Here is a 17,974-nt window from a genome sequence, read left to right on the forward strand (position 1 = left end):
TTAGAAGGACCGGAATGCCGGCCCAGCCAAAAGTGACCCGCTGTAAGAGCGGAACCAATAGCTGCCGTTACCGCAGCAACGGATATGTACTCGGTCTGAAAACCAACAACCTGCTCGGCTGTCAGTCCGCCATCGGGGGCAAGCCCCCCTCCCACAGGTATCAGGCGATTTCAGCAACCACTGCTGCCAGTGCCTTGGCAGGATCCACCGCCTGGCTGATCGGACGGCCGATCACCAGATAGTCGGAGCCCGCATCCAGGGCCTGGCGCGGCGTCAGGATACGGCGCTGGTCATCCTGGGCGCTGCCCGCGGGGCGGATACCCGGGGTCACCAGTTGCAACGACGGGTGGGCGCTCTTCAGGGCCTGGGCTTCCAGGGCCGAGCACACCAGGCCGTCCAGGCCGGCTTTCTGCGCCAGGGCCGCCAGGCGCAGGACCTGCTCCTGGGGCTCGATATCCAGGCCGATGCCCGCCAGGTCTTCGCGCTCCATGCTGGTCAGCACGGTCACGCCGATCAGCAGCGGTTTCGGGCCGCTGCGCTGCTCCAGCACTTCGCGACACGCGCTCATCATGCGCAGGCCGCCGGAGCAGTGCACATTGACCATCCACACGCCCATTTCGGCCGCAGCTTTCACTGCCATCGCCGTGGTGTTGGGAATGTCATGGAATTTCAGGTCGAGGAACACTTCGAAGCCTTTGTCCCGCAGGGTGCCGACGATTTCCGCAGCGCAACTGGTGAACAGTTCCTTGCCGACCTTGACCCGGCAAAGCTTGGGGTCCAACTGGTCAGCCAGCTTCAGTGCGGCGTCACGAGTGGGGTAATCCAGGGCGACGATGATAGGAGTCTGGCAGACGGACATTGGAATGGGCTCTCAGGCAGGTCGAAATCGGCGCGGATTGTAGCGCAAGCAGCGCCGTTGCGGGATCCGATGATCGGTAAATACTGATCAAACGCCCGAGATACGCCATTTCGGGCAATTGTTTCAAAGCCGATACATACACGACACGCCCCCAACACGCCGCCCGGCTAGCCTCGCGCACATGACCGCCCGCCCGCACTTCCAGCCATGGAACCGGGCGCCTATGCTGACAGCAACAACCCAGGCAGATGATCGCACTATGCAGACCCCTTCCGTCCCTGTAAACGAAGAGCCAAAAGGCGCGGTGATCGCCGAAGACAAGCGCTGGAACACCCGCGCGCTGATCGTCGACGACGACGTGCCAATCCGCGAACTGTTGATCGACTACCTGGCGCGCTTCAATATTCTCGCCTCGGGCGTCACCGACGGCACCGCCATGCGCCAAGCCATGCAAGCCGAAACCTTCGATGTGGTGGTGCTCGACCTGATGCTGCCGGGTGAGGACGGGTTATCGTTGTGTCGCTGGTTGCGTGCCGAGTCGGACATTCCAATCCTGATGCTCACCGCCCGCTGCGAACCCACCGATCGCATCATCGGCCTGGAGCTGGGCGCCGACGACTACATGTCCAAGCCCTTCGAGCCCCGGGAACTGGTCGCGCGTATCCAGACCATCCTGCGCAGGGTGCGCGATGACCGCGGCGAGCAACGGGCCAATATCCGTTTCGACACCTGGCGCCTCAACAGTGTGCTGCGCCAGCTGGTAGCCGATGATGGCCTGGTGGTACCGCTGTCCAACGCCGAGTTTCGTTTGTTGTGGGTGTTTATCGAGCGCCCGCGCCGCGTATTGAGCCGCGAACAACTGCTGGATGCCGCCCGTGGCCGCTCCATTGAAGCCTTTGATCGCAGCATCGATTTGCTGGTGTCGCGCCTGCGCCAGAAGCTGGGGGATGACCCCAAGGCACCGCAACTGATCAAGACCGTGCGCGGCGAAGGCTACCTGTTCGACGCCCGGGATATCGGTTGATGCGCGCCACCTTCAATACGCTGTTCGGACGACTGTTCGGCCTATTGCTGGTGGCTATTGTGCTGGCCCACGTGTTGGCGATCTTTTGGTTCCACCACTACGGCCCGCCACCACCGCCGCCCCGTGCGGCCTTCGTCGAGCAGCCCGATGGCAGCCTGAAGCCGTTGCACAAGGAGCATCGTCGCCCGTGGTTCGGCGGCCCGGTGGTACCGCTGACGTTTCAATTCATCTCGCTGATCATCGCCGCCTGGTACGGCGCCAAGCTGCTGAGTCGACCGATCCAACGCCTGAGCGCGGCAGCCGAGCGCTTGAGCGTCGACCTCGACAGCCCGCCCCTGGTGGAGTCCGGTCCGCGTGAAGCACGGCAAGCAGCGTCGACCTTCAACCTGATGCAAAAACGCATCCGCGAGCAAGTCAGCCAGCGCGCACGCATGCTCGGTGCGGTCTCCCACGACCTGCGCACCCCGCTGTCGCGGCTCAAGCTGCGCCTCGAACAGATCGAGGACACCAAGCTGCAAGGCCAGATGCGCCAGGACCTGGACGACATGATCGGCATGCTCGATGCCACCCTGAGCTACCTGCACGAGCAACGTACCAGCGAGACACGACACTGGCTCGACGTGCAGGCGTTGGTCGAATCTCTCAGCGAAAACGCCCAGGACCAAGGCTGCGACGTGCAATTTTCCGGCACCTGTGCGCCGTTGCAGGTGCAGCCGATGGCCCTGCGCTCATGCCTCAACAACCTGATCGACAACGCTCTGCGCTACGCCGGTACAGCCCGGATAGAACTGGCCGACAGTCGCGGGGCCTTGGTGATCAGAGTAATCGACCACGGCCCGGGGATCGCCGCGGATAAACGCGAAGCGGTGTTCGAGCCGTTCTTCCGCCTGGAGGGATCGCGCAATCGCAATTCCGGGGGCGTCGGCCTAGGCATGACGATTTCCAAGGAAGCGGTGGAACGCCTCGGCGGCCATCTGAGCCTGGAGGAGACGCCTGGCGGCGGCTTGACCGCTGTCATGTGGCTGCCAAGGGCTTGATACCTGCCACCTATCTAAGCCCACTCCCAGATTGACCGCTATCCGTCAGTTACAACGGTTTGTCTTCACGGCGCACCTGCGCCTGAGTCGCGCTCCAGTCTGTCAACAGGCTGTAAGCCACCGCCAACAAGGTCGGGCCGATAAACAGGCCGATAAAGCCGAACGCTATCAACCCGCCGAACACGCCCAACAACACAATCACCAGCGGCAGGTTGCCGCCACGGCTGATCAGGTACGGCTTGAGTACGTTATCCACGCCGCTGATCACGAACGTGCCCCATACACCCAGGAACACCGCATAGGTATAGTCGCCCTTCCACGCCAGCCAGGCCGTGGCCGGGATCCACACCAGCGGCGGGCCCATGGGGATCAGGCTGAGCAGGAAGGTGACGATGCCCAGCACCAGCGCGCCCGGCACGCCGGCGATCAGGAAGCCGATCAGCGCCAACAGGGCCTGGGCGGCAGCGGTGCCGATCACACCGTTGACCACCCGTTGTACCGTGCCGGCCACCAGTTCGATGTAGTAGCCGGCACGCTCGCCGATCAGGCGCTCCAGCAGGCGGTGTACAAACATCGCCAGGCGTGGGCCATCGCGATAGAAAAAGAACACGAAGACCAGGCTCAGGGTCAGCTCGAGAATGCCACCGCCAATTTGCGCACTGCGCGCCAGCAACCAATTGCCGACCTGGCCAAGGTACGGCTTGATGCTGACCATCAGCGCCGCGCCTTGTTGATCAATGCTGTCCCACATCGCCACCAGGCGCTCGCCGACAAACGGGATCGAGCCCAACCAAGTCGGCGCCTCGGGCAAGCCGTCGACCTGGATATCCTTGATCAGCGCCACCGCATCCCGCACATGGTCGGCCAGGTTGAACCCCAGCCAGACCAGCGGCACCGCCACCAGCAGCATCCAGCCCAGGGTCAGGATGCCAGCAGCCAGGGACTCCCGGCCACCCAGCCAACGGGTGAGCAAACGCATCAGCGGCCAACTGGCAAACGCCAGCACCGCCCCCCAGAACAGCGCCGACCAGAACGGTGCCATGACCCAGAAGCTGGCACCGAACAGCACCAGCAGCAGGATTTGCACCAGCAGGCGATCGTTATTGAGCATCGGGTATCTCGAGAATAGGCTTTAGGAAGAGAGCTTAGGCGAACGGCGCGGGTCCGTTCGCCCTGTAACGGTCAGCGTATCAGATGCAGGTGCAAACCCTTAGCATCACCGGTGCCGGTTTCCAGGCGCGCGGCACGCACTCCTGCATCGACCAGGCCCTGGCGCCAGGCTTCGGCGTTCGGTCCGCTCAGGCTGATGCGCAACGTGGTGTCAAGGTTCAGCCCGCGGGAAATCAAGGTCAGCCAGGTGGCGTCAGGCTCGGCGCCCAGCGCGGGAAAGTCCAGCTCGCCAGTGCTTTTGAGTTCACGCAGCAGGGTGGCCGAGGTGGGCAGCAGATTGCCCAGAGGCGCGCTGGCGTCGAGTTGCTCGACATGCAGATAAGCGCGACGATTACCGCGGGTGATGCCGTACAGCGCTACCAACGAATTGTCCTGCGGGGCGGCCAGGCGCAGCAGCAGGTATTCCTGCTGGCCGTCGGCGCCCACCAGCTTGGCGTTGCCGAACACTTCGTTGGCCCACAGGCTGCTTTCGCCGCAGTCCCGGGCCTGGCACCAGAACAACAACTGCGCGCCCTTGGCCTGCAAGGCTTCGCGCGTTGCGGTGAAGGCGGCGCTGGAGCTGTGCTCGGCGGGCAGTTCATAGGTGATTGCAGTGGCCTGGCCGCGTGCGGTGGCCTGGCCTTCGGAGCGCAACTGGCCGCTGATCTTGCGGATCGCGCCCATGGGGTAGATGCGTTCCTTTTCTTCAGCGGGGCGATAATCGACGATTTGCGCGTCAACCTGGCGGGATACGGCAGGTAAATCCTGGCTGCCTGGAACATCGGCAGCAAACACCAGGGGGCTGAAACAGCAAAGGCCAAGGGCACGGATACATCCTTTACCCAGGCTCATCGGATCAATGAGCCCTGGCCAATGGTGGTCACAGCGGTATTGGGTTTGTTCATGGTTGACTCCCTTTCAATCCGCCCAGCCTCGGCAGTTGACCCCGCCAAGTCAAGGCGTGGAGAAGAACCGATTGAAACAGTCTGCAACAAGAGCGGCGCCGGGCTCATCATTCAGGTGTAAATGATGGCCGCCTGGCAGCGTGGTGACGCTGAAGGGTAGCTGAGAAAGCAATTCGGAATGTTTCGCCAACATGCCGTCAGCCGCGACCACCAACTGCGTAGGGCAACCCACACGACGCACGAAAGCCATGGCCTGCTCATCGGTCAGGCGCGCTGGCGATGCGAGGGTCAGGCGGCTGTCGCTGCGCCAGGTGTAACCGCCCGGTACCGGCATCAAGCCGCGCTGGGCCAGCAGTTCGGCGGCTTCGCGGCTGACTGCCACCACGCCTTTCATTCGCGCTTCAACCGCCCGATCTAGGGTGTGGTAGACCGGCTTGCGCTTGTCCTGCAGGCTTAATTGCGCCTGCAAGGCCATGCCCAGGCGCTCGGCCGCGTTCTCGCCGCTGGCGGTGGGTGGGATCACACCGTCGATCAATCCCAGGTGCGTCACCCGCTCCGGCAGGGCACCGGCCAACACCAGGGAGACGATGGCGCCCAAGGAGTGACCAAGTAATGCAAAACGTTTCCAGCCCAGTTGCTCGGCCACTTGCAGCACGTCGTAGACGTAGTCCCACAAGGCATAACCGGCCCCTGCAGGACGATGAGCCGAGTGCCCGTGCCCAGCCATATCCAGCGCGACGATGCGTAACCCGTTCAGCTTCGGCGCCAGGCGCGCAAAGCTGTTGGCGTTGTCCAACCAGCCATGCAGGGCAATCACCGGCAGGCCGTCCTCGGGTCCGAACAGATGAGCGGCCAATTCGATGTGCGGCAGGCTCAGGCGAACTTCTTCGACAGGTGTGCTCATGCGCAGTTGCGCTCACGGGCTTGCCAGCGGGCGAACAGGTTCTTGATCAAGGTGGCGGTGTCCTGGGGGCGTTCGAGGGGAAACATATGGCCACCCGGCATGGTGAGCATTTCGCCCATGGGCAGGCGGTCGACGCCGCTGGCATGGTGGCGCATCACCACCCGGCTCTGGCGCCCCCGCACGACCGCCAGTGGCACCTTCAACTGGCGCACCTGGCCCGGGCTGGTGTGGGGCACGCCGCGATAGATGCTGATTTCGGTGGCCGGATCGAAACGCAGGCGCAGGCGATCGCCCACTTGCTGCAGGCCATGTTGCAGGTACGCGTCAAAGCAGTCGGGGTCGAAGCCACGAAACAGAGTCTTGCCGGCGAAGTAGTTGCGTGCGGCATCCAGGTCGGTGAATTCTTCACGTCGACCGAGGGTGCGTCCGGCCGGAGTCAGGCGGTCGATAAAACCAAAGCGCTTGGCGGCGCGGATCACCCAGCGGTCTGCGCGGGTCAGTACCGGCGAATCCAGCATCACCACGCCACGGTACAGTTGCGGGCAACGCATGGCCGCGTGCAAATGCAGCACGCCTCCGAGGGAATGGCCCACGCCCCACACTGGTTCTGGTTGCTGTTCCAGATGGTGGATCAGCTCGTCCACCAGGTTCTGCCAGTTATCGTCCACGGGGAACCTGGGGTCGTGACCGTGCTGCGGCAGATGAGCCACCGTATATTCCGGGGCCAGGGCGGCAAACAACTTGCCGTAGGTGGCCGACGGGAAGCCATTGGCGTGGGTAAAAAACACGTGCTGCGACATACAGGTTCCATCAACAAAAACAGAGATTGATTGTCACCATGCCGGGTGCCTACAGCAATGACTGTAACTGCCAGGAATGATGACACTCACGCCACGCCTATCGCGCCGGCGTTTTTTCGCCCAGCGGCACCACGGCCATGGTCAGGCGCGAGACGCAACTGGCCTTGCCATCGTCGCTGCTCAGGCGGATGTCCCACACCTGGGTCGTACGCCCGATATGAATGGCCTTGGCCACCGCCGTCACACGCCCGCTGCGCACACCACGCAAGTGGTTGGCGTTGACCTCCAGGCCCACGCAGTAGAACTTGCTGGCATCGATGCACAGGTAGGCCGCCATGGAGCCAACGCTCTCGGCCAGCACCACCGAGGCGCCACCGTGCAACAGGCCGTAGGGCTGATGGGTGCGGTGATCGACCACCATGCTGGCGGTGAGGGATTCGTCGTCGAAGCTTTCGAAGCGAATATCCAGCAACTCACCGATGGTGTTTTTCTGGATGGCATTGAGTTGTTCGATATTCGGTTGGGTGCGCCACAGGCTCATAGGGTTGTCCTTGTTGATTTTATTACGTGCCTAATCCTGCCACAAAACGGTTTCGGCACGCTCGCTCCATGCCTGCAATTGTGGCCCGTACGTCGCCTCGATCACGCTGCGCTTAATCTTCAAGGTCGGGGTCAGAAAACCGTTTTCCACCGCCCAACTGTCTTTCACCACCACCAACTGGCGCACGCGCTCATGTTTATCCAGAGCAGTGTTGACCTGTTCCAACCAGCGCTCGAGGCCGCTGCCGAGCGCTCGACGGTCGTCATTCGCCGCCGACAAAACACACAGCCCTACGGGTGCGCCGAGCCCCTCCCCGACGACACACACTTGTTCGATGCGCGCATGTTCGGCCAGGCGATTTTCAATCGGCGCCGGGGCCACGTATTTGCCTTTGCTGGTCTTGAAGATTTCCTTGAGGCGCCCGGTCAAGCGCAGACGGCCGTCAGCGTCCTGTTCGCCCTTGTCGCCGGTACGCAGGTAGCCGTCCTCAGTCAGCGTCTCAGCGGTTTTCTGCGGGTCCTTGAAATAGCCCAGCATGGTCGCGCCGCTACGCACCTGCACTTCGCCTGACGGGTCGATGCGCACTTCCACACCTGGGCAAGGCAGGCCGATCCAACCGAGCTTCTGCGCACCCGGGCTACACACATGGGAATAGCCGCAGCTTTCGGTCATGCCATACACCTCCAGCACATCCAGGCCCAGGCGCTGATACCAACGCAGCAAGGCCTCGGGCACCGGGGCCGCGCCGGACAAGGCAATGCGCAGCGCATCCAGCCCCAGGCCCGCCAGGACTTTATGGCCGACGCGCTTGCCGATAAAGGGCAGGCGCAGCAGGGTATCAAGGCGTTTTTCCGGAATCTTGGCGTAGACGCCCAGCTGGAATTTGGTCCAGATACGGGGCACGCCAAACAAGGCCGTCGGCCGTGCCCTGCGCAAGTCAGCCAGGAAGCTCTCCAGGCTTTCAGCAAAAAATACGGTTTGCCCGGTATAGATCGACGCCAGTTCCACAAACATCCGTTCGGCCACATGGCAAAGCGGCAGGTAGGACAGCAGCCGGTCGCCCTCCCCCAGGCCGAACAACTCAGTACCGCGGGTGGCGGCGAAGCCCAAGGCACCGAAGGTTTGCATCACGCCTTTGGGCAGGCCGGTAGTGCCGGAGGTGTAGACGATGGTGGCAAGTGCCGAGGCAACGGGCTCGGGGTTGTCCTGGATCGGTGGGCAGGCTTGCAGGTCCGCCCAGCTGAAATCGAACGCCCCCTCCGGGCACAGCGGCAGGCTGATGGTCGGCACGCCCGCCGGGATACCCGGCGCCATCGCCGGCCAGTCATCGAGCTTGCCGATCAACGCCAGCGCCGCTTCGGAATGGGTGAGCACATGAGCAACGGAGTCGGCGGTGAGGTTGGGATAGAGCGGCACCGAGACATGCCCGGCCATCCAGATGGCGAGGTCGGCGATGATCCAGTGCGCGCAGTTTTTTGAGATCAGGGCAATGTGTGAGCCCTGGGGCAACTCCCGGGCCCGCAGCCAATGGGCGGCGCAACGGGCCTGATGGCCGACGTCACCCCAGGAAAGGGCCTGCACCTCGCCGTTGCCAACGGGTTGCACCAGGAAGACTTTGCGCGGGTGCCGCGCTTCACGCTCGAAGAAGACCTGCAACGGCAAACGAAAAGCGACAGGCATGGGACGCGCTCCTTTGTGGTCCGACATACAGCCAACCAAGCACTTGCTCGGTTGACTGTATAGCACACACAAAGACGAGTTTCGTCCTACGGATTCTTCACATCGACCAGTCTCATCAAGCCTGCCAGCGGAAAGTCACCCTCAAGCTCTGCCAGGCTGGCCGTGTACATCGGTTGCGGCTGACGCTGATGCCCGTGCTGCAAAAAGCTGATCAGGCTGCCCACCAGCGGTTGGTGGCTGACCAGCAGCACGTTGTCGTCGGTATCGAGTTTTTCCAGCACCTGCAGGGGGTTGCTCTCGGGCGTCAGCCACGACGCCGTGCGGATCTCGGGCTGAAAATCCAACACGTCGCGCACCAATTGCGCCGTCTGCTGCGCCCGCACATAGGGGCTGGCGATGATGGCGCTGAGAGGTTGACCGATCAGGTGCGCTGCACTGCGTAATACTTCGGCCCGACCATGCTCGGTGAGGTTGCGTTCGGCGTCGGTGCGGGCATGCCCTTGGGCCTCACCGTGGCGCAGGATCCACACCTTCATAGCTTTGGCTCTTCATCACGTACCGGGTGAGGAGCCGGCGGCACGCTGTGAGCCGCTTCGCCCTCCGGTGCACGCGGGGTTGGCCAATCGGCGAACGGCCAAGGCTTTTGCTCGGTATGAAAGCTGCCGAAGCGGCCGATCTGCGCAAGAAACTGGCTGAGCCTGTCGCCAACATTCATCAGGCCCAGGTTCGGAGCGCCGTAAATCAGGCGGTAGATCAGTTGCACGACCACTAGCGCGCCGAGCAGGAATTGCGTGACCTGCCACACCAGCGCAAACACCAGCATCCACACAATGCGCAAGACAATCGACTCGTATTTGGGGGCTGCTTTCGGATCGTTCATGACGCGTTCCTCAGTTGAAACCGCTGGTGGAAATAAAGTCGACATCGGTCTTGGGCTCGGCCCGCATCAACAACTCAATGACCTGGTCCAAGGTGCGCCCTTCGAACAGGATCGCGTGCAACCCGGCGACCAGCGGCATATACACGCCCACTTCCTGGGCCTTGGCTTTCAACACCTTGAGGGTGTTGACCCCTTCGGCCACTTCGCCCAGGCGCGTCACCGCCTCCTCCAGACTCAGCCCTTGGCCCAGGGCAAACCCGACCTGATAGTTGCGGCTCTTGGGCGACGAGCAGGTGACGATCAGATCGCCCACGCCCGCCAGGCCGAGGAACGTCATCGGGTTGGCGCCCTGGTTCACCGCAAAGCGGGTCATTTCGGCCAGGGCACGGGTGATCAACATGCTCTTGGTGTTTTCGCCCATGCCCAAGGCCACGGCCATGCCGGCGATGATCGCGTAGACGTTCTTCAGTGCCCCGCCCAACTCGACGCCAAAGCGATCGCCGCTGGCGTAGACCCGGAAAGTTCGGCCATGCAACACCGCCTGCACGCGCTCGCACAAGGCTTCGTCTTCGCTGGCGACCACGGTGGCGGTCAACGCATGTTCGGCCACTTCCCGCGCCAGGTTCGGCCCGGACAGCACGCCGATATGCGCCTGCGGGGCGATCTCTACGAGGATTTCACTCATCAACTTGAAAGTGTGTGCCTCGATGCCCTTGGTCAGGCTGACCAGCAGCTTGCCCGCCAGGCGTTCGGCATGGGGCGCCAACACCGAGCGCAAGGCGCTGGAGGGCAACGCGACAAAGCACAGGTCGCAGGCCGTGAGGGTTTCCAGCAGGTCGGTGACCGGCTCCACGGCTGGATGAATCTTGATGCCTTTAAGGTAACGGGGGTTTTCCCGATGCACGCGGATGGCTTCGGCCTGCTCGGGGTCGCGCATCCACTGACGCACCGCGTGGCCGTTCTCGGCCAGCAGGTTAGCCACGGCGGTACCAAAGCTTCCGCCTCCCAGGACCGCGATAGGGCGCTGTTCTGTCATATGCAATCCGTTAATCCATACCAGTGGCGATGGCGGCATTATACGGGGCGCCCCGCTTGCGGCCAGCCCCCGCTTCAAATCGAGTGCCCGTCAGAAAATGCCACGTTTGTGCGCAGTAATTGCAAGTCCGACGACTGGCAAATAGCCGCGCCTCGGTTAACATGGGCGGCTATCCGTCATTAACAAGGCCGTGCCGTGTATCTGGGCCCTCCTCCTCGCTCATCTCTGCTGTTGATGCTGTTGTGCAGCCTACCTGCACTGGCTGACGATCTGTTTCTCGACAGCCAGCCGCTGCCGCAGGTCTTGACCGCCACACGCCTCAAGCAATCGGCCGCTGCCGTGCCTGGCAGCATGACGGTGATCGACAGCGAACTGATCAAGGCCAGCGGTGCCCGGGACATTTCGGAATTGCTGCGGTTGGTGCCCGGGATGATGGTCGGCTACACCACTGGCAATCAAGCGTCGGTGAACTACCACGGCACCAGCGCCAGTGATGCACGGCGCATGCAGGTGTTGATCGACGGTCGCTCGGTCTACCGCGCCGGCCTGGCCACAGTGGACTGGAGCGATATTCCGGTGGCCATGGAGGATATCGAGCGCATTGAGGTATTTCGTGGCCCCAACACCGTCAGCTACGGTGCCAACGCGTTGATGGCGGTGGTGAATATCCTCTCGCGCTCGCCGGCCAACAGCCAGGGCTCTCGGGTAAAAGTCACTCGCGGCGAACGTGGAATCAACGACTTCTATGCCAGCCAGGGCGTGGGCTGGGAGACCGGCGATTTGCGCCTGTCCCTGTCCGGGCAACAGGACGACGGTTTTGACAGTGATGCCGTCGGCGCCGACCGCCGTGATGGTCAGCGTCTCAACCGTTTCAGCCTGGCGGTGAGCCAGACCCTGAACTCGCAACAGAGCCTCGATTGGCAACTGAACGTCAAGGAAGGCACCAACCAGCGTCCTTACACCTACACCCCAGTGTTTGACGGGATTACCGAAGGCGGCAGCAATTCCGATGTTGTCGCCAAGGACTACGCTGGCTCTTTGCGCTGGAACTTCGACTTCAACCCTGATCACAGCCTGTATATCCAGGGCTCGGCCCAGCAATGGGACCGCCGTCAGATCTGGAAAGCCTGTGACGCCAAGGTCTCGTTCAGCCCGGAGCTGACCCAGCTCTGGCAGCTCAACCCCAACTATGCGGAATTGTTGGCGCGGCATATGAACACCTACAGCCCAGGATCGCCGCCGCCCGGCAGCGCCGCCGAACAGGCATTGGCCAACCAGGTGCTGGATCAATGGAACAACCACGGTGGCAAGAACCCCGTCTGCGGCGATATCGACCAAAGCACCCGTGAAAGCCGCTACGACCTTGAGGTCCAGGACACCCTCAGCCTCTCCGACAGCCTGCGCCTGGTCAGCGGCATGAACTACCGCTACGACCGCGCTGACTCCGACACCTACTTCAATGGAACACTGAACGACACTACCTGGCGCCTGTTCGGGCACTTGGAATGGCGCGCCAGCGAACACTGGCTGCTGCAAGGCGGCGCCATGTACGAAAACACCCACCTGAGCGGCAACTCGCTGACACCGCGTGTGGCGGTCAATTACCTGATCAACCCACGCCACGGCTTGCGGGCGGTTTATTCCGAAGCGATCCGCTCGCCAGACATGTTCGAGAACAACGTCAATTGGAGCTACCGTGTCACCAATCTCAGCTCCCCGGCCTATGGGCAGAACTCGGGGCAATATTTCGTCGTGACACGCGGTCCTGGCGACCTGGACAAAGAATTGATGCGCTCACGTGAACTGGGCTACAACGGTTTCTTTGCCGATCTGGGGCTGAACGTCGACGTGAAGCTGTTCTATGACGAAATCACTCAGATGATCAGCTCGCCGCTGCGCAACAACCAATACATCGCAAGCAACGCCAACAGCTCGCGCTTTACCGGTGTCGAGTCACAGTTCGACTGGCGCGTGAGCAACGCCGACCGCCTGCGCCTGACCTATGCTTATGTCGACGCCGCCTCCAGCAACCCGCTGGACAAGGCGCAAACCGCTCGCAACAGCGGATCGGCCGGCTGGCTGCGTGAATGGGGCCAGGGTTGGTCCAGCGCAGTGTTCTACTATGGCGACGACGCACTCAACCGCTATCGCTTCCAACGGGTTGACCTACGAGTGGCCAAGCGTATTGCCTTGGGCAACACCAATGTGGAGCTGGCCGGCATGTTGCAACAACGCCTCGATAACCAGCCTACCACCTGGCCCGACAACAACTACGACCATCGCCACGTCCTCTACTTCAGCGCGCAGCTGGACTTCTGACATGGGCGATCAGTCACGGATGACCCTCTTCTTTATTGTACTGCGCGGGTGTCGCGGCCTGCTGCTGGCGTGCCTGCTGCTGGCGGCTCCTGCATGGAGCGCCGAAATCCTGCTGACTGCAGCCGAAGACGGTGCCGGCGTTCAAGCCTTCACCCAGGCACTTGCCCAAGAGCGCCCCGCAGACCATGTCACCTTCACGCCGTTCAAGGAGTTGCCGTCGCCAAGCCAATTGCCCGCCAGCACCCGCCTGATCCTCCTCGATCTGCCCAGCCTCGACTGGCGCCTGCAGGAGACCCAAGGCCCGCCGACCCTGGTGCTGCGCATCAGCCGCCTGCAGGCGCAGCAACGCCTGGGCAACCTGCACCCGGCGAAAATCAGCCTGCTGTGGAGCGACCCACCGCTGCAACGCCAGTTGCACCTGATCGCCAACATCCTGCCCCAGGCCCAACGCATCGGCGTGCTTTACGGCCCCGACAGTGAATTCCTGCTGCGCGAACTGATCCAGTTAGCCAAACCCATGGGCCTGGAGATCGTGCCCCAACTCTGGAACAACACCAACGACAGCCGCCCGCTGCAAACCCTGTTCAAAAGCAGCGACGTGCTGCTCGGCCTCGACGACCCGCAACTGTACAACCCCAAAACGGTTAAAAACCTGTTGCTGAGCAGCTACGCCCAACAATTGCCGCTGGTAGGGCCCAATGCCGGGTTTGTCAGGGCCGGCAGCCTGGCCAGCACCTATAGCGACCAACCTGATTGGCTCGCGGTGCTGAACCGCCTGCTGGACCAGCCTCCGGGCAATTGGCCACGCACGCTTTACCCGCAACACTTCAAAGTCGTGGGCAACCCGCAAGTTGCGCGCTCACTGGGCCTCGAACAAGTCGATGAAGCCGCCGTCGCCGCCCGCGTGGCCGAAGGAGAAAAACGCCCATGACCTTGCGTCGTCGTTGGGATATCAACACCCGCACCCAGCTCATCACCCTGGGCCCCGCGCTGTTGCTGACCCTGCTGCTGATCAGCTTTTTCACCTTCGTGCGTATCCAGGATCTGCGCCAGGAACTGGACCACACCGGCCAACTGATCGCCAACCAACTGGCACCCGCTACCGAGTATGGGGTGATCTCCGGCAACAACGATGTACTCGAGACGTTGCTGCGCGCGACCCTGGCCACGCCCCACGTGCGCTTCCTGGAGATTCAGGACAGTGCCGAGAACATCCTGGTGTACGTCGAGCAGCCGTCGGAGAGACATGACCGCTCACTGTCGGTGAAAGTGTTCCAGGCGCCGATCCGCCTTCAACATATCCAGTTGGGCACTGACTTTTTCCAGGACAACCTCAGCGAACCCAAGGCGCCACGTGCAGACTACCTGGGCCGGGTGATCGTCGGCATGTCCAATGATGCGTTCAGCCAGCGCCAGCAAGAAATCCTGTTCAAGGCAGGGATCCTTGCCCTGTTCGCCCTGCTGTTTACCTTCCTGCTGGCGCGACGCCTGGCGGCAAGCCTGTCGCAGCCGATCAGCGCCATGGGCCATGCAGTCAAGGCCATCCAGCAAGGCGACTACAAGACCCCGCTACCGATTGTCGATGACTCTGAATTGGGCGACCTGTCGCGACATATCAACAACCTCGCCGATGGCCTCAACCAGGCCAGCCGCGAGCAGCAGCAAGCCATGGCCCAGTTGATCCAGACCCGTGAAGAAGCCGAGCGTGCGAACAACGCCAAGTCAGATTTTCTGGCGATGATGAGCCACGAACTGCGCACGCCCATGAACGGCGTGCTGGGCATGCTGCAACTGCTGGAAACCACCGAGATGACCGAGGAACAGGCCGAGTATGCGGCGCTGGCTTGCGAGTCCACCGAGCACCTGCTCAAGGTGATCAACGACATCCTCGACTTCTCGCGCATTGAACGCGCCGCCCTGGAACTGGAACACATCCCTTTCAACCTGGCGGACCTGATCAACAGTTGTGCCCAGGCTTTCCAGCACAGTGCCCAGCAACGTGGGCTGACGCTGGAGCTGCCGATTCCCATGGGCATGGATGCCCTGCGAGTGCGGGGCGATCCGACGCGGATCCGGCAGATTCTGGTAAACCTGATCGGCAACGCGTTGAAATTCACCGAACACGGCAGCGTGACCGTCGAGCCCCATTGGCAAACCCTCGACCACGAATTGGTGTGGTTCACCTGCACCGTGCGCGACAGCGGTATCGGCATTTCCGCCGAACGCCTGGAACTGATGTTCGATGCGTTCCAGCAGGCCGACAGTTCTATTTCAAGACGTTATGGCGGTACCGGTCTGGGCCTGCCAATTGCCCGCACCCTGGCCGAACGCATGGGCGGTACCTTGCGAGCCCAGAGCGAAGAAGGCAGGGGCTCGATGTTCACCTTGGAAATACCGTTGGCCATCGACCAGCAACATGTGCCAGCCATTGCCCCAGATACCCCTGGCAAAGCCAGCGCCGGCGATGGGCGCCACGTGCTGTTGGTGGAGGACAACCCGGTCAACCGCACGGTGGTCGAAGCGATGCTGCGCAGCCTGGGTTTCGAAGTCAGCTTGGCCACCGACGGCGCCGAGGCGATCCGCAGCGCCGAGAGCCTGATTTTCACCGCTATCTTGATGGATTGCCGCCTGCCCCTGATCGACGGCTATGAAGCCACTCGGCAGATTCGCCAACTGCCCGGCTGCGCCGATCTGCCGATCATCGCCCTGACGGCCAACGCCTTGCAGGGCGACCGCGAGGCCTGCCTGGCAGCCGGAATGAACGATTACCTGGCAAAGCCGTTCAAACGTACGGATTTGCAGCAAATCCTGCAGCGCTGGGTGCAATAGCGCCCCGCCATCAGGCAACTGCGACTGGCGTGAAAGACGAAAGTGCGGCAGTCTTAGGCACCCGAACGGGCCGATAAACAGGCCCGGTTTAAAATTTCAGTGAACAAGTGTACATTCAGTGCCTTGCCGCTGTGACTTTCACTACAACGCAATAGTCTATGTGTAGGCTGCCGCTATGAGGCATGAACGCTTCATTCGGTTCGGGAAGATTTGCCCTACCCTGCCGCATGGGATTATTGAGGAGCTCGCATGACCAAACAAAACGCCTTTACTCGGGAAGACCTGCTGCGCTGCAGTCGCGGTGAGCTGTTCGGCCCAGGTAACGCGCAACTGCCCGCCCCGAACATGTTGATGGTGGATCGAATCACCCATATCAGCGAAGAGGGTGGCAAGTACGGCAAAGGTGAATTGGTCGCCGAACTGGATATCACCCCGGACCTCTGGTTCTTCGCCTGCCATTTTGAAGGCGACCCTGTGATGCCCGGCTGCCTGGGCCTCGACGCCATGTGGCAACTGGTTGGCTTCTACCTGGGCTGGCAAGGCCTGCCGGGCCGCGGCCGAGCCCTGGGTTCGGGCGAGGTGAAGTTCTTTGGGCAGGTCCTGCCGACCGCCAAGAAAGTCACCTACAACATTCAAATCAAGCGCGTCCTCAAGGGCAAGCTGAACCTGGCCATCGCCGACGGTTCGGTGACTGTCGACGGTCGCGAGATCTATACTGCCGAAGGCCTTCGGGTCGGCGTATTCACTTCCACTGACAACTTTTAAGGGTTATCCGCATGCGCCGCGTCGTTATCACTGGTCTGGGCATCGTTTCTTGCCTGGGCAATGACAAAGAGACCGTCACCGCTAACCTGCGTGCAAGTCGCCCTGGCATCCGCTTCAACCCGGAATATGCCGAAATGGGTCTGCGTAGCCAGGTTTCCGGCTCCATCGACCTGCCCCTCGAAGAGCTGATCGATCGCAAGATCTATCGCTTCGTCGGCCACGCTGCCGCCTACGCCTACCTGGCCATGAAAGACGCGATCGCCGATTCCGGCCTGAGCGAAGACCAGGTCTCGAACGTACGCACCGGCCTGATCGCCGGCTCCGGCGGCGCATCGACCCTCAACCAGATGGAAGCGCTGGACATCCTGCGCGAAAAAGGCGTGAAGCGCGTTGGCCCGTACCGTGTAACACGGACCATGGGCAGCACCGTTTCGGCCTGCCTGGCCACCCCGTTCGCGATCAAGGGTGTGAACTACTCGATCTCCTCGGCGTGTGCCACCAGTGCTCACTGCATCGGTACTGCCGTTGAGCAGATCCAACTGGGCAAGCAGGACATCGTGTTCGCCGGCGGCGGTGAAGAAGAGCACTGGAGCCAGTCGTTCCTGTTCGACGCCATGGGCGCACTGTCCACCCAGTACAACGAAACCCCGGAAAAAGCATCCCGTGCCTACGACGCCAAGCGTGACGGTTTCGTCATTGCCGGCGGTGGTGGCATGGTCGTGGTCGAGGAGCTGGAGCACGCCCTGGCCCGTGGCGCGAAGATCTACGCCGAAATCGTTGGCTACGGCGCGACGTCCGATGGCTACGACATGGTTGCGCCTAGCGGCGAAGGCGCTATCCGCTGCATGCAAATGGCAATGTCCACCGTGGATACCCCAATTGACTACCTGAACACCCACGGCACCTCGACTCCGGTCGGCGACGCCAAGGAAATGGAAGGCGTGCGTGCGGTATTTGGCGACAAGGCTCCGGCGATCAGCTCGACCAAGAGCCTGTCCGGCCACTCCCTGGGCGCCGCTGGCGTTCACGAAGCAATCTACTGCCTACTGATGATGGAAGGCAACTTCATGGCCGGTTCGGCCAACATCGAAGAGATCGACCCGGCCGTTGCCGACATGCCGATCCTGACCAAGACCGTCGAAAACGCCAAGATCGACACCGTGATGAGCAACAGCTTCGGTTTTGGTGGCACCAACGCTACCTTGGTACTGAAACGCTGGCAGGGCAAGTAAGCCCCGCAGGTTGA

At 62.1% G+C, this 17,974-nt stretch carries 17 protein-coding genes; 7 read left to right on the top strand and 10 right to left on the bottom strand.

The features are described from left to right. Positions 1-160 precede the first annotated feature (160 nt). A complete protein-coding gene (gene pyrF, locus JFT66_RS00460; protein ID WP_198858578.1) occupies positions 161-859 on the bottom strand; it encodes an orotidine-5'-phosphate decarboxylase in 699 nt (232 codons plus the stop codon). A 259-nt stretch (positions 860-1,118) separates the two neighbouring features. Here pyrF and JFT66_RS00465 point away from each other — a divergent pair, with 259 nt between their 5' ends. After that, positions 1,119-1,883, top strand: a complete 765-nt coding sequence (locus JFT66_RS00465) for a response regulator (protein WP_198858579.1) — start codon at positions 1,119-1,121, stop codon at positions 1,881-1,883. Next, positions 1,883-2,920, top strand: coding sequence for a sensor histidine kinase (locus JFT66_RS00470; protein ID WP_153837829.1), 1,038 nt, complete (start codon positions 1,883-1,885; stop codon positions 2,918-2,920). The genes JFT66_RS00465 and JFT66_RS00470 overlap by 1 nt, the downstream gene beginning before the upstream one ends. Positions 2,921-2,969: 49 nt before the next feature. Here JFT66_RS00470 and JFT66_RS00475 read toward each other — a convergent pair whose 3' ends face one another. The 9 genes from JFT66_RS00475 to JFT66_RS00515 all read right to left on the bottom strand — a co-directional run bounded on the left by JFT66_RS00475 (position 2,970) and on the right by JFT66_RS00515 (position 10,815). Continuing rightward, positions 2,970-4,031 carry an AI-2E family transporter gene (locus JFT66_RS00475; protein ID WP_034118946.1) on the bottom strand — a complete coding sequence of 354 codons (1,062 nt, stop codon included), beginning with the start codon at positions 4,029-4,031 and terminating at the stop codon, positions 2,970-2,972. Positions 4,032-4,102: 71 nt separating this feature from the next. Further along, positions 4,103-4,921, bottom strand: coding sequence for a DUF4892 domain-containing protein (locus tag JFT66_RS00480; protein ID WP_034118945.1), 819 nt, complete (start codon positions 4,919-4,921; stop codon positions 4,103-4,105). A 102-nt stretch (positions 4,922-5,023) separates the two neighbouring features. Beyond that, the gene (locus JFT66_RS00485) at positions 5,024-5,878 is read right to left on the bottom strand and encodes an alpha/beta hydrolase (RefSeq protein ID WP_153870622.1); all 855 of its coding nucleotides are present in this window, start codon (positions 5,876-5,878) and stop codon (positions 5,024-5,026) included. After that, on the bottom strand, positions 5,875-6,678 hold the full coding sequence (locus tag JFT66_RS00490; RefSeq protein WP_198858580.1) for an alpha/beta fold hydrolase: 804 nt from the start codon (positions 6,676-6,678) through the stop codon (positions 5,875-5,877). Before JFT66_RS00490 ends, JFT66_RS00485 begins: the two co-directional genes overlap by 4 nt. A 97-nt stretch (positions 6,679-6,775) precedes the next feature. Next, positions 6,776-7,219 carry a hotdog fold thioesterase gene (locus tag JFT66_RS00495; RefSeq protein WP_198858581.1) on the bottom strand — a complete coding sequence of 148 codons (444 nt, stop codon included), beginning with the start codon at positions 7,217-7,219 and terminating at the stop codon, positions 6,776-6,778. Between the two features lie 30 nt (positions 7,220-7,249). Then, a complete protein-coding gene (locus JFT66_RS00500) occupies positions 7,250-8,899 on the bottom strand; it encodes an AMP-binding protein (protein ID WP_198858582.1) in 1,650 nt (549 codons plus the stop codon). 86 nt (positions 8,900-8,985) lie between these two features. Continuing rightward, the gene (gene sixA, locus JFT66_RS00505) at positions 8,986-9,435 is read right to left on the bottom strand and encodes a phosphohistidine phosphatase SixA (protein ID WP_198858583.1); all 450 of its coding nucleotides are present in this window, start codon (positions 9,433-9,435) and stop codon (positions 8,986-8,988) included. Further along, the gene (locus JFT66_RS00510; RefSeq protein ID WP_198858584.1) at positions 9,432-9,779 is read right to left on the bottom strand and encodes a DUF4389 domain-containing protein; all 348 of its coding nucleotides are present in this window, start codon (positions 9,777-9,779) and stop codon (positions 9,432-9,434) included. The genes sixA and JFT66_RS00510 overlap by 4 nt, the downstream gene beginning before the upstream one ends. 10 nt (positions 9,780-9,789) lie before the next feature. After that, positions 9,790-10,815, bottom strand: a complete 1,026-nt coding sequence (locus JFT66_RS00515; protein WP_198858585.1) for an NAD(P)H-dependent glycerol-3-phosphate dehydrogenase — start codon at positions 10,813-10,815, stop codon at positions 9,790-9,792. 195 nt (positions 10,816-11,010) lie between these two features. Here JFT66_RS00515 and JFT66_RS00520 point away from each other — a divergent pair, with 195 nt between their 5' ends. From JFT66_RS00520 to fabB, 5 genes are all read left to right on the top strand, one after another. Next, entirely contained in the window at positions 11,011-13,134 is a 2,124-nt protein-coding gene (locus JFT66_RS00520; RefSeq protein WP_332875109.1) for a TonB-dependent receptor plug domain-containing protein, read from the top strand. Between the two features lies 1 nt (position 13,135). Further along, positions 13,136-14,065, top strand: coding sequence for an ABC transporter substrate-binding protein (locus JFT66_RS00525; RefSeq protein WP_198858586.1), 930 nt, complete (start codon positions 13,136-13,138; stop codon positions 14,063-14,065). Further along, a complete protein-coding gene (locus JFT66_RS00530) occupies positions 14,062-15,963 on the top strand; it encodes an ATP-binding protein (protein ID WP_034118935.1) in 1,902 nt (633 codons plus the stop codon). The genes JFT66_RS00525 and JFT66_RS00530 overlap by 4 nt, the downstream gene beginning before the upstream one ends. A 249-nt stretch (positions 15,964-16,212) precedes the next feature. Beyond that, entirely contained in the window at positions 16,213-16,728 is a 516-nt protein-coding gene (fabA, locus tag JFT66_RS00535) for a 3-hydroxyacyl-[acyl-carrier-protein] dehydratase FabA (protein WP_003210552.1), read from the top strand. An 11-nt stretch (positions 16,729-16,739) separates the two neighbouring features. After that, on the top strand, positions 16,740-17,960 hold the full coding sequence (gene fabB, locus JFT66_RS00540) for a beta-ketoacyl-ACP synthase I (RefSeq protein WP_034118934.1): 1,221 nt from the start codon (positions 16,740-16,742) through the stop codon (positions 17,958-17,960). Positions 17,961-17,974: the final 14 nt, after the last annotated feature.

Source organism: Pseudomonas sp. MF6755, from assembly GCF_016405635.1.
Taxonomy (GTDB): domain Bacteria; phylum Pseudomonadota; class Gammaproteobacteria; order Pseudomonadales; family Pseudomonadaceae; genus Aquipseudomonas; species Aquipseudomonas haemolytica.